The sequence below is a fragment of the Terrirhizobium terrae genome (assembly GCF_030323265.1).
GTDB lineage: Bacteria > Pseudomonadota > Alphaproteobacteria > Rhizobiales > Rhizobiaceae > Neorhizobium.
The window spans coordinates 629,352-641,608 of sequence record NZ_CP104990.1; the positions used below are offsets into that span (position 1 = coordinate 629,352).

The following is a 12,257-nucleotide window of genomic DNA, read 5'->3' on the forward strand; positions in this document are numbered from 1 at the left end:
ACGAAAGGCGCCCGGCAAGGACCGAGCGCCTCGTGCGCTCACTTGCCGGCGCAGAGATCGGCGACGTTCTTTTCGGCAGCTGCAGCAATGCTCTGCTCGGAGAGGCCATACTTGGTCAGGATCTTCTTGTAATCGTCCGTCTTGCGAAACTCGACGAGAGCAGCATTGAAGGCGTCACGCAGCTCCTTGTCTTCGGGGCGGAAGGCGAAGCCGCCATAGTTGCGGACAGGCGCATCCTTGACGATCGGATCCTCAAACGGCGCGACCTGCTCGACATTGGCCTGACCCTTGGCGAGTTCCGAGACGGTCAACTCGGTCGCTGCATAGGCATCGGCACGGCTCTGCACGGTCGGGATCGCATCCGCATTGGCAGGAATGAAGACGATCTGCTCGTCCTTGACGCCGACTGCCCGCAGGAAGTCGACATTGTTTGCGCCGGAAACGACGGCCACCTTCAGCGACGGATCCTTGGCGATGTCGGCATAGGTGGTCAGGCCCTTAGGATTACCCTTCTTCACCAGAAGACCTTCGCCATAGGACGAGTTCGGCTCTGTGAAGGAGACCTGCTTGCAGCGTTCGGGCGAAATGTTCTGTTCGGCAGCGGCAAAATCGAAGCGGCGAGCCTTCAGGCCCGGGATCAGCGTGCCGAACGGCGTCACCGTCCAGTTGACTTCCTCGATGCCCATGGACTTCAGAACGGCGTTGGCCACATCCGGACCGATGCCGGCGGAGGTGCCGTCAGGCTGCATGTAGGAATAGGGCACTTCGTTGGCCGTCGCGGCGCGGATATAACCCTGCTCCTTGACCTCTTCCACAGTAAGCGCGCTGGCAGATGTGATGCCGATGGCAAAGGCGAGGGCGGAAAGCCCGGCGATTTTGGTGATATGCATGTGAATACTCCTCTGGTTGGGTTTTCGCGGTCCGTTTTCGGATCTCACGCCGTTGGTCTGGTCAGGTTTTCTCCTTAACCGTGGCGATGACGGAAAGGCAGTCGCCGGCCTTGATGAGGCCGGGCACATGGCGTGCCGCAAGCACGCCATCCATGGCCGCGCGGTATTCGATTGGCGCAAGGCCGGTCTTGCCAACGGGATAAACCCGGGCAATCGTCTCACCGGTTCTGACCGGCTCGCCCAGATCGCTGGCAAAGGCGATAAGCCCGTCGTCTTCGGCAAAAGTGAAACAGTCGCTCGATGGCATGTCCAGCCAGCGTGTTGGCTGGACATCCGGTGAACCGTTCAAAATTCCGGCATGACGCAGCAGATTGAGGCTACCTTTTCGTGCGATCTCGATCGTTTTCGCGCTGGCAGTGCCAGCCCCGCCGAGTTCAGTCGTTACAAAGACCTTGCCCATTTCTTCGACGGTCGTGTCGAGCATGCCGACGGCATCGATCTCTAGCATTTTCATCGAATAGGGCGCTGCAAACGCCGCCACGGCATCGAAGCAACGCGCTTCCTGATCCTTGTCGAGAAGTTCGTGAGCTGCGGCATAGGGCAGGAAGTCGAGCGTTTTGCCGCCCGAATGAAAGTCAAGCACGATGTCGGCAAGGGGGATCAGATGGCGCGTGACGTAGTCGGCAATCTTCTCCGTCACCGTACCATCCGGGCGACCCGGGAAACTGCGGTTCAGGTTTCCGCGGTCGATCGGCGAGGTGCGTGTACCGGCGCGAAATGCCGGATAGTTGAGAGCGGGTACGATGATGATGCGCCCGTTTACCTGCGCCGGATCGAGCATCTGCGCCAGTTCGAAAAGCGCGGCGGGCCCTCGTACTCGTCCCCGTGATTGGCGCCGGTGAGAAGGGCAGTCGGACCTTCGCCATTTGCAATGATGCAGATCGGGATCATCACCGATCCCCAGGCACTGTCATCGCGGCTATAGGGCAGGCGCAGATGACCGTGCTGAACCCCTTCGCGCCGAAATCGACGGAAGGGGCAATGGGGGAGGGGCGAAGGGTGCTGGTCAGCATGGCCTCAAGCCTTCACAAACAGCTGGCGCGGCACGTTCGACAGGCATTCGACGCCACTTTCGGTGATCGCGATGCTTTCGGTAATTTCCAGCCCCATGTCCTCGAGCCACAGACCGGTCATGAAATGGAAGGTCATGCCGGGCTTCAGTTCGGTGCGATCGCCCGGACGCAGGCTCATCGTGCGCTCACCCCAGTCCGGCGGATAGGAAAGACCGATCGGATAGCCGGTGCGATTGTCCTTGATGATCCCGTACTTTTTCAGCACGGCGAAGAAGGCGTTGGCGATGTCTTCGCAGGTATTGCCCGGCCTGGCGGCCGAGAGACCCGCCTCCATGCCTTCGAGCGTTGCCTTTTCCGCATCGAGAAAAGCCTGCGTCGGCTTGCCGAGAAAGACCGTGCGCGACAGCGGGCAGTGATAGCGCTTATAGGCGCCGGCAATCTCGAAGAACGTACCTTCGCCGGAGCGCATCGGCTTGTCGTCCCATGTCAGATGCGGTGCGGAAGCATCGGCTCCCGACGGCAGAAGCGGGACGATTGCCGGGTAGTCGCCACCGAACTCGGACGTGCCGCGAATACCCGCATCATAGATCTCGGCGACGAGATCGCATTTGCGCATGCCGGGCTCGACGACGTCCACGATGCGCTTGTGCATCAGTTCGACGATCTTGCCGGCCCTGCGCATATAGTCGAGCTCGGTCGGACTTTTGACGGCACGCTGCCAGTTGACGAGACCGGCCGCATCCTTGAAGCGGGCATTGGGCAGGTGATTCTGCAGCGAGGCGAAGGCGGCTGCCGAGAAGTAGTAGTTGTCCATCTCGACGCCGACCGTGAGGCTCGACCATTTGCGCTCGTCGATGATCTGCGACAGCAGATCCATCGGGTGACGTTCGGTCGACTGGACATAGTGATCCGGGTAACCGATGATGTTGTCGTGGTCGAGATAGGCGGTACGCTTGGCGCCGTTGGCGTCCTGCTTGCGGCCGTACCAGATCGGCTCGCCGGTCGGCGGCACCAGCACGCATTGATGCACGTAGAAGGACCAGCCATCGTAGCCGGTGAGCCAGTGCATGTTGGACGGATCGGTCACGATCAGGAGATCGATCCCTGCCTTTTCCATCGCCTGGCGGGTCTTGGAAAGGCGCTCGGCATATTCCTCGCGCGTAAAGTTCAGCGTCACGCTCACGCTGCGTCTCCCATTTTTCTGTCGTTTTCGATGGTCTGGCCGCTTCCCGCATCTTTCGCGCGGGTGACGGCCAGATTGGCGATGGCGGTATCCTGAACGCCGGTGCCCGTGAGATCGGCAAAGGTGATCTGGCCGGCGCTTGCACGTCCCGCCGCCTTGCCGGCGATGACAGCCCCGAGTTCGGCGAATTGCTGGTCGGGCTTCGTTAGCCCTGCAGCGATGGCGTGGTGTAACTCACCGAGAATGCGGGTCTGCGTGATGCGATCGGCGACGTAGGTCGCGCGGGCGAAAACCGCCGGATCGATCTCGTTCTTGTGTTCCGCATCCGATCCCATCGCGGTCAGATGCTGGCCGGGCTCAAGCCAGTCCGCCATCAGGATCGGCTTTTCCGCTGGCGTGGTGGTGACCATGATGTCGGCGCCGCGCATGGCGTCTTGCGGGTCGGCCATAGCGATAACCTCGATGCCGTGCTCGAGGGAGAAATCGCCAGCAAGCTTCTGAGCCTTGGCGTGGTCGCGAGCCCAGATGCGTGCCGATTTTACCGGTCGCACGAGCATTAGTGCTTCAAGCTGCAGCCGCGCCTGCATGCCGGCACCGAAGATCGTGGCGACGGAGGCATCTTCACGCGACAAATGTCGGGCGGCAACCGCACCGGCGGCCGCCGTGCGCACGTCGGTAAGATAACCATTGTCGAGAAGCAGGGCCTCGACCAGTCCGGTCTTGGCGCTGAAGAGGATCATCAGCCCATTGAGGCTTGGCAGGCCGAGCTTCGGATTGTCGAAGAAGCCGGGGCTGACCTTTATGGCAAAGCCGTCAAAGCCCGGTACATAGGCGGTCTTCACGTCCACCTCGCCGCGAAATTCGGGAATGTCGAGCCGCAGGATCGGCGGCATTGCAACGGCTTTGGTGGCGAGCGCTGCAAATGCCTGCTCGACACAATCGACCGCCGACAGGTCGAGGTTGACGATCGCGCGCAGGTCGTTTTCGGTCAGAATGCTGATGCCGGTCATGCGGGCGCTCCTTCGACGATCTTCCGATGTCTCGCCGGGTCGATATTGCCGCCCGATAGAATGATGGCAGTGGGTCCTGAAAGACTAACCTTCCCGGCCAGGATGGCGGCGATGCCAACAGCGCCCGCGCCTTCAACGACTTCACCTTCTTCGCGTGCTGCATGGCGCATGCCGATGGCAATTTCGTCTTCGGTCAACAGGACGATTTCATCGAGGAGGTCACGGCAAAGTGCAAAGGTGACCCTGTTCTTGAGCCCAATTCCACCGCCGAGCGAGATCCGCCAGCGTTTCCTCCTCGCGGACCGGCACGGGTCTGCCGGCCGCGATGGCAGCATGCATGGCTGCCCCGCGCTCCATCGAGATGCCGATAACGCGCGCCTGCGGCTTCAAAGCCTTGATGGCAACGGCAATGCCACCGGCCAAGCCGCCACCGGACAGCGGAATAAGCACGGTCGTTAGATCCGGCAGTTCTTCGACGATTTCGAGACCGATCGTGCCTTGGCCGGCAACGACGCCTACATCGTCGAAAGGCGGGATAGGTGTCAGGCCCCCGCTCTGGACCAGACGCTCCACCTCTTCCTGCGCTTCGTCCTGTGATGTGCCGACGATACGGATTTCCGCGTCGAGCGCGCGGATCGCTTCGATCTTGTTGGCAGGCACGAGCGACGACATGCAGATCGTGGCCGGCACACCCAGTTCGCGTGCCGCATAGGCGACGGCGCGGCCGTGATTGCCGGTCGATGCGGTGACGAGACCCCGCCCGCGTGCGGCCTCATCCAGGGACAGGATAGCGTTCATTGCGCCACGCAGCTTGAAAGCGCCGATCGGCTGATGTGTTTCGAGCTTGAGATGAACCTGCTGACCAGCGAGCGCAGACAGAGAGCTGGAGCGGACGAGCGGCGTGCGCGTCACGCGGCCGATAATCCGGGCCGCTGCCTGCTCGATGTCGGCCAGCGTGACTGGCAGCATCTTCTCTTCGGCTGATCGGGACAAGGTTTCGCTCTCCATGATTGTCATGTTGAGAGCGAAGTAAAATCATGTCAATTATTATATTGTAATGATTCAATGATTGTCGAGATGCGCGTTAACCGAGCGAACCGATGTCGTAGACGGGAGGCAGTTGCTCGAAAGCCTGACGGACCGTTGTCAGCGCCTTGGTGAGCGTTGCGTGGTTGAGACGTCCACCCAGACAGATACGAATACCTCCGCCATGGCCCGGCCCGGCTATGAAGGGCTCGGACGGTGTGACGGCGACATTCTGATTGGTCAGCGAACGGACCAGCCCTTCTTCGGTCCAGTGCTGGGGGACCTTCAGCCAGGCGCAAAGTGAGAGCGGATGACTGGATGCGATATGCTCGCCAAGAATTTCCGTGGTTATGCTTTGGCGAGCACGAGCCTCTTCACGCTGGATTTCGAGCAGCCGCTGCGCGGTACCGTTTTCCACCCAGCGCGTAGCGATTTCGCCCGTGAGGTAGGTACCGCTCCAGCTCGATACACGCAGGATCGAGGCGGCGCGGATGGAATAGGCGGGCGGCACGACGAGGTAGCCGACGCGCAATCCTGTCAACACCGTCTTGGTGAAACTGGTAACGAAGAAGCCGAGATCAGGCAGCATCTCGGTTATCGAAGGCAGATCCTCCTTGATCATCGGTCGATAGACCTCGTCCTCGATGACGAAAATTCCGTAGCGCTTTGCGATCGCGGCTATTTCGCGCCTGCGTTCGGCGCCTGCTACATGACCGGTGGGATTGTTGAGCGTCGGAATAAGCACCAAGGCCCTTACACTGCCTGCTGCACAGGCCGCCTCCAGCGCATCCGGCAATATGCCTTCCTCGTCCGTAGGCAACCCCTTGAGACCGAAGCCAAGTATGTTTGAGAGCCCGATGATGCCATGATCGGTAAGGTTTTCGCACAAGACGATATCGCCGGATCGAACGATGCAGCTCAAAGCCAGAAAAATGCCATGGGCTGCACCATTGGTGATAAGAATACGCTCCGCACCGGCGGTGACGCCCAGCATACCTAGCCATACGCGGGCAGTCTCTCGATGGCGGTCGAGACCGGCAATCGGACGGCAGGGACGCATGAAGCTTGCATTGTCGCCGTCAGCCAGTTCACGAAGGATCTCTCGAGAAGCATTTTCATGGGCATCTAGATAAACGCCGCGGATAATGGAGAGATCGAGAACCTCATTGGGGCTATGATCGAGCATCATGCGGCCGGCACGGTCCGTCACGCGTGCCTTGACGAAGGTGCCACGACCGATCTCACCACTCAGATAGCCAAGGCGTTCTGCTTCCTTGTAGGAAAGGCTGACCGTCTGAACGGATAGACCGAGATCGCGCGCAAGATCGCGATGCGTCGGCATGCGGTCCATCGGCTTGAGTACGCCGGCATCGATATCGGCGATAATGCGCTCGGTGAGTGCTGCGTGCTTCGTCTCGCCTTTCTGCTTGGCCAGGCTCGGTCGCCAGGTCACCGGTTTCGTCGCGGGAACCGAACCTGGCGCGAATGAATTGGCTTGACGACGCATGAAATTGTCTCGTTTTTGGAGAAATAATTTCATGACATTATGCACGCTTCATAGAAAAGATGAAGCGTTATGCATTGTCGGCAGCGATTGCACTGTGAATAGGCGCAATCGCTGTGATTTTGCCTGCGAGGCAGGCATCAGGCCAACAAGCCGATCCGGCCTACAGATCCGATTGCCTCAGATCTTTTCGCCTGCCTGGACCAATTCGTCCATGACGGAGCGGACGGCGGATTCGGCAATGGAGACGATCTCGTCTACCTCTTCCTTTGTCGTGACGAGTGGCGGGGCAAAACCCAGAATGTCGCCATGCGGCATGGCGCGGGCGATGAGACCGAGGTTGCGGGCGGCCTTCGAGACACGAGCACCGACAGTAAGCCCCGGCGCGAAGCGCAGTTTCTTTTCACGGTCCGCGACGAATTCGATCGCCCCCATCAGGCCGACACCACGGACTTCACCGACAATGGGAAGCTGAGCGAACTTCGCCTTCAGCTGCTCTTGGAAATAGCTGCCGACATCCCGCGCGTTACCCGGCAGGTCCTCCTTCTCGACGATGTCGAGAACGGCATTGGCAGCAGCTGCACCGATCGGGTGGCCGGAATAGGTATAACCATGCGAGAACGCACCGACGCGGTCGGCCGCTTCCTCCATGACCTTGTAGACCTTGTCGCCGACGATTGCGCCCGACAGCGGGAAATAGGCCGAGGTCAGGCCCTTGGCGACGGTGATCAGGTCCGGCTCTATACCGTAATGCTGCGATCCGAACATCGAGCCGGTACGCCCGAAACCGGTGATGACCTCGTCGGCAATCAGCAGAATATCGTATTTCCTGAGGATCCTCTGCACTTCCTCCCAGTAACCCTGGGGCGGCGGTGTAATGCCGCCGGTGCCCAGCACCGGCTCGGCAATGAAGGCGCCGATCGTGTCGGGATCTTCGCGCAGTATCAGGGCCTCGAGTTCGTCAGCGCGGCGCTTGGAGAATTCAAGTTCCGTCTCGCCAGCTTCCGCACCCCAGTAGTGATGCGGGGCGCCGGTGTGAAGGATGCCTGCACGTGGGAGGTCCATATGGTCATGGTAGAAGCTCATGCCGGTCATGGAGCCGGAGACGACGCTGCAACCATGGTAGCCGCGCTCGCGGGAGATGATCTTCTTCTTGTTCGGCTTGCCGCGCAGGTTGCTGTAATACCAGACGAGCTTGGCCTGCGTCTCGTTGGCGTCCGAACCGGACATGCCATAGAAAACCTTGCTCATCTTGCCCGGCGCCATCTTCACCAGGCGATCGGAGAGGATCGCCAGCTCGTCCGTCGTATGTGCCGCGTAGGAGTGATAATAGGCGAGGCGGTAGGCCTGACGCGAAATGGCCTCTGCGACTTCGGTGCGGCCGTAGCCCACATTGACGCAGTAAAGACCGGCAAAGCCGTCGATCAACTGTTTGCCATGCGCATCCTGGATGCGGATGCCCTTGCCGGTTTCTACGATCGTAGGATCGCCCATGTTGCCGTCAGCGAAGTCCTTGAGATTTGTAAACGGGTGCAAGACCGAACTACGGTCCATCTCAGCGATCTGGTTAAGGTTGACGGTCATGGCGACGGATCCTTTCATGCAGCGAGATTGCCGAAGCAGACGTATTTTGCTTCGAGATATTCGAGGAGGCCGTGGCGCGAACCCTCGCGACCGAGGCCGGATTGCTTCCAGCCGCCGAAGGGGATCGGCGCGCCGGTGAATTTCGGCGTATTGACGGCGATCATGCCGTATTCGAGCCGATCGGTAAGACGCATCGCGCGATTGAGATCGTTGGTATAGACATAGGCGGCCAATCCCATTTCGCTGGCATTGGCGCGCGCGAGAACTTCCTGCTCATCATCGAATGGCAGGATCGCCGCGACTGGCCCGAAGGTTTCCTCGCGGGCGATCAGCATATCGTCGCTGACATCGGCAAGCACGGTCGGCGTAACGAAATTGCCGGCAAGCGGGCTATCCTGTCCGCCGCAAACGAGACGCGCTCCAGCGGAAAGAGCCTGGGCAATCTGCTGACGGCATTTCTCGGCGACAGAAGGACGCGTCATCGGCCCGATATCTGTGCCGGGTTCGAGACCATGGCCGACATTGAGTTCGGCACTAGCCTTGGCAAACTCATCAACGAAACGCTCGTAGAGACCGCGCTGGACATAGATCCGGTTGGCGGCAAGGCAATCCTGCCCCGAAGTCGCAAATTTTGCGCCGATGCAGCCCTTCACGGCTTTCTCAAGCTCGGCGTCATCAAACAGGATGAACGGCGCATGACCGCCGAGTTCGAGCGAGGCCTTCTTGACCGTGGCGGCCGATTGCGTCAGCAGAATACGGCCAACTTCCGTCGAGCCGGTAAAGGAGAATGCACGCACATCCGTGTGTTCCAAGAGGCGGCGCGCGAGAGGCGCGGCTTCGCCGGTGATGACCTGAAACACGCCGGCAGGGATGCCTGCTTCCTCAGCAAGCTTTGCCAGTGCTAGCGCCGAGAGCGGTGTTTCAGGCGCCGGCTTGACGATCATGGTGCAGCCGGCGGCAAGTGCTGCTCCCGCCTTGCGGGTGATCATCGCAGAGGGAAAATTCCACGGCGTGATGGCGACCGTGACTCCCAACGGCTGCATCTGCACTGAAAGGCGGCTGCCGGGCAGGTGGCTCGGTATCGTTTCACCATAGGCGCGCTCGCCCTCACCGGCAAACCAATCGAGGAAATTGGCGGCATATCCGATCTCGCCAAGCGATTCCGAGAGCGGCTTGCCCTGCTCGGCCGTCATGATGACGGCAAGATCCTTCGCATTGTCGCGCATCAACTTGCCCCAGCCGCGCAGTATCCTGCCGCGCTCGACAGGGAGCTTGTCGCGCCAATCCAGAAAGGCTTTCTTCGCAGCATCGACGGCGGCATCGACATCCGCGAGCGAACAGGCTGCTACACCGACAAGGTCTTCTCCTGTTGCCGGGTCAATGACACGTTGCATCTCATCACGGGCAACCCATCTGCCGTCGAGGAAGGCGCGGTATTCGATCAAGTCGGATCGCTGCAGATTTCTCAGTGCAGCGCGTGCGATACCGTTCATGCAAAGCTCCCGGTGGGTTTACAGGGAGACTAACTGCGCGCAATGATCGATTGGCTGCGTTGATCTCACCTGGACGCAGGAATCAAGCTTAGATATTGTTTCAGGCGCAGGATTTATGCATGAATGATCTCGATAGGGCGGACCGGGCGCTGCTTGATGCCGTTCAAAAAACAACCGCCTGACGTCGGAAGAGTTGGCGCAGATCGTCAATCTCTCCCCGACCGCATGCCAGCGGCGATTGAAACGGCTGCGTCAGGAGGGGTGATCGAGGCGGACGTGTCCATCGTCTCGCCAAAGGCTGCTGGGCGCGGCATCACCATGATCGTGCTGGTCTCGCTAGAGCGCGAACGGGCTGACATCGTCGATCGGTTCAAGGCAGCGATCCGTGCCACCAAGGAAGTGATGATCGGCTATTACGTCACGGGTGATGCAGATTTCATCCTGGTCATCACCGCCAAGGACATGGAGGACTACGAAGCCTTTACGCGCCGGTTCTTCTACGAAAACCACGATATCAAGGGCTTCAAGACGATGGTCGTGATGGATCGCGTTAAGGCCGGTTTCACGTTCCCGATAGAGACGTGATTTTGACTATTGGTGTGGCGAAGAGCACTGAAGATCAACGGTGCCGAAGGTTCTGGCCTAATCAAAAACTTTCAAACATCCCAAATGACTTTGCCGCGGATTTTTGCGGGGGAGCGCATCCGCAACGGGGGACGGTAGCCAAGCCATCCCGCTGCTGAAAGCAGTCGCTCTGCCTGACGATGTGAAGCGTGTCGATCTTGTTGCGGTCCAGCGAACTCAAGTCGTTACGCCTGCTGGCAAGATTCCCGATAACTGGCGTATGAACCTACGTGTTGATCCGATTCTTGGGTCGCTGGTTCGTATTGCCTCGAGACCTGGGACGTTACCGGGCCCACATCGCGTCGATGAATTGCCTAGCCTTCGCCGCGACCGTGGTCACGTCACTGCCAGGCTTGTAGAGCGCGCCGCCGATGCCGAAGCCGGCGGCACCCGCCTCGCTGAAGGCCTTCATGTTGTCGGGTGTGACGCCGCCGACCGCGAGAACCGGGATCTCTTTGGGCAGTACGGCCTTCCAGGCCTTGATGACATTAGGCGGAATGGCTTCGGCCGGGAACGCCTTGACGCCGGTGGCACCGGCACCGATCGCGGCGAATGCTTCCGTCGGTGTGGCAACGCCCGGCAGGCTGACCATGCCCTTGGCGACGCTTGACTCGATGACCGAGAGATTGGCGTTGGGCGAGATGATGACGTTCGCACCGGTGGCGGCGACATCGGCCACCTGCGCCGGCGTCAGGACCGTGCCGGCGCCGATCAGCGCTTGGTCGCCGAAACGCTTCTGTAGCTTCTCGATGCTTTTCAGCGGATCGGGCGAATTGAGCGGCACCTCGATGATGCGCCAGCCCGCCTCGATCAGCGCCTCGCCGATCGGCTCGGCTTCATCCGGCGTGATGCCGCGCAGGATGGCGATGAGATTGCATTCCTTGAGAGCGTCGTGAAACTTCATCGGAGACATCCTTGTCTTGGTCTACTTCGTCAATTGCAGTTGGGCGGCGATCAGTTGTACGCCACGCTTGGCAGCATCGGCCGGGCTCGGCTCGACGGTGAGGTCAAAGAGCGGCGCGACGCGGCCATAGCGGCTGTTCAAGACATTGTTGCCGACAATGCCGATCGCCTCGCCGGGGATCAGCCAGCCGGCCGCACGGGCCTGGCGGAACTCCGAGCCGATCACGAGGCCGGAGACATAGTCGCCGATATCCTCCGGCTGCAACACGCCGGCAAGCACGCCGGTGCGGGCGGAAAAGACCGATGAGAGAAAGGCATCGGCAGCGCGGGCATCGCTTGCGGCGAATTCGGCGCCACGATCGAAGGCCGACCAGACAGATTCCGCACCCGGCGCCGGTTCGACGGCCTTGGCAATGAAGGAATGCCTGGTCAGAAGCGCAAAGATCTCGCCGGTCGCATAGGTCTGGAAGCCGGCGATGCGACCACCCTCGACACGGGCCCATTTGCTATGGGTGCCGGGCAGAACGACGGTGCGGTCCTTGTCCAGCCCGCAACCGACGATCTGCGTTTCCTCGCCGCGCATGACATCCGGGAACGGCTTTGCGGCGGGATCGCGCATGCCAGGCAGGAACGTGATTATGGCGCCATTCTGCAGCGTGATCTGCTTCGTGCCGGCGGCAAGCTCGGGAATGCCGGCCGGCGCATCGACGTAAGGGACTTCGACCCAGCCATTGCGACTTGTGATCATGCCGCTGGCCATAACGGGGAGCGGACCGTGGGTGGCAAACCAGGAGCCGACCGTCTCCATCAGCGCCGCCTCGAAGGCTCCGTCCCTGACGAACTGAATGCCGCCGCTCGCCGTCTCACGGATGTCAAACGTCTCGCCCGTTTCCGCAACAAGTGCCGCTCTCAACGAACTCGTGCCCCAATCAACGATGATCGATGTAGCCTTCGGCATTCAAGATGT

General features: G+C 60.4%; 8 protein-coding genes and 4 pseudogenes. 2 read left to right on the top strand and 10 right to left on the bottom strand.

What is annotated here, in order from left to right:
* Window positions 1-38: 38 nt before the first annotated feature.
* The 8 genes and pseudogenes from ehuB to N7E02_RS03025 form a co-directional block, all read right to left on the bottom strand.
* On the bottom strand, window positions 39-890 hold the full coding sequence (ehuB, locus tag N7E02_RS02990) for an ectoine/hydroxyectoine ABC transporter substrate-binding protein EhuB (protein ID WP_286578003.1): 852 nt from the start codon (window positions 888-890) through the stop codon (window positions 39-41).
* A gap of 61 nt (window positions 891-951) precedes the next feature.
* A pseudogene (gene doeB / locus N7E02_RS02995) lies at window positions 952-1,963 on the bottom strand (N(2)-acetyl-L-2,4-diaminobutanoate deacetylase DoeB).
* Window positions 1,964-1,967: 4 nt separating this feature from the next.
* Window positions 1,968-3,146, bottom strand: coding sequence for an ectoine hydrolase DoeA (gene doeA, locus N7E02_RS03000; protein WP_286578004.1), 1,179 nt, complete (start codon window positions 3,144-3,146; stop codon window positions 1,968-1,970).
* Window positions 3,143-4,156, bottom strand: a complete 1,014-nt coding sequence (eutC, locus tag N7E02_RS03005) for an ectoine utilization protein EutC (protein WP_286578005.1) — start codon at window positions 4,154-4,156, stop codon at window positions 3,143-3,145. Before eutC ends, doeA begins: the two co-directional genes overlap by 4 nt.
* Window positions 4,153-5,173: pseudogene (eutB, locus tag N7E02_RS03010) on the bottom strand (hydroxyectoine utilization dehydratase EutB). Before eutB ends, eutC begins: the two are co-directional and overlap by 4 nt.
* A gap of 67 nt (window positions 5,174-5,240) precedes the next feature.
* Complete coding sequence (gene ehuR, locus N7E02_RS03015) at window positions 5,241-6,689, bottom strand: MocR-like ectoine utilization transcription factor EhuR (protein ID WP_286578006.1); 1,449 nt, start codon at window positions 6,687-6,689, stop codon at window positions 5,241-5,243.
* 177 nt (window positions 6,690-6,866) lie between these two features.
* Window positions 6,867-8,270, bottom strand: a complete 1,404-nt coding sequence (locus N7E02_RS03020) for an aspartate aminotransferase family protein (RefSeq protein ID WP_286578007.1) — start codon at window positions 8,268-8,270, stop codon at window positions 6,867-6,869.
* Between the two features lie 14 nt (window positions 8,271-8,284).
* The gene (locus N7E02_RS03025; RefSeq protein ID WP_286578008.1) at window positions 8,285-9,763 is read right to left on the bottom strand and encodes an NAD-dependent succinate-semialdehyde dehydrogenase; all 1,479 of its coding nucleotides are present in this window, start codon (window positions 9,761-9,763) and stop codon (window positions 8,285-8,287) included.
* A gap of 119 nt (window positions 9,764-9,882) precedes the next feature.
* On the opposite strand from N7E02_RS03025, the pseudogene N7E02_RS03030 reads away from it, so the two are divergent.
* Both N7E02_RS03030 and N7E02_RS03035 read left to right on the top strand, forming a co-directional pair.
* Window positions 9,883-10,348: pseudogene (locus N7E02_RS03030) on the top strand (Lrp/AsnC family transcriptional regulator).
* Window positions 10,349-10,451: 103 nt separating this feature from the next.
* Window positions 10,452-10,604, top strand: a pseudogene (locus tag N7E02_RS03035) (AbrB/MazE/SpoVT family DNA-binding domain-containing protein); the annotation flags it as partial.
* 66 nt (window positions 10,605-10,670) lie between these two features.
* Here N7E02_RS03035 and N7E02_RS03040 read toward each other — a convergent pair.
* Both N7E02_RS03040 and N7E02_RS03045 read right to left on the bottom strand, forming a co-directional pair.
* Window positions 10,671-11,291: a 2-dehydro-3-deoxy-6-phosphogalactonate aldolase gene (locus tag N7E02_RS03040; protein ID WP_374730605.1), complete on the bottom strand. Its 621-nt coding sequence runs from the start codon at window positions 11,289-11,291 to the stop codon at window positions 10,671-10,673.
* 21 nt (window positions 11,292-11,312) lie between these two features.
* Window positions 11,313-12,248 carry a 2-dehydro-3-deoxygalactonokinase gene (locus N7E02_RS03045; protein WP_286578010.1) on the bottom strand — a complete coding sequence of 312 codons (936 nt, stop codon included), beginning with the start codon at window positions 12,246-12,248 and terminating at the stop codon, window positions 11,313-11,315.
* Window positions 12,249-12,257: the final 9 nt, after the last annotated feature.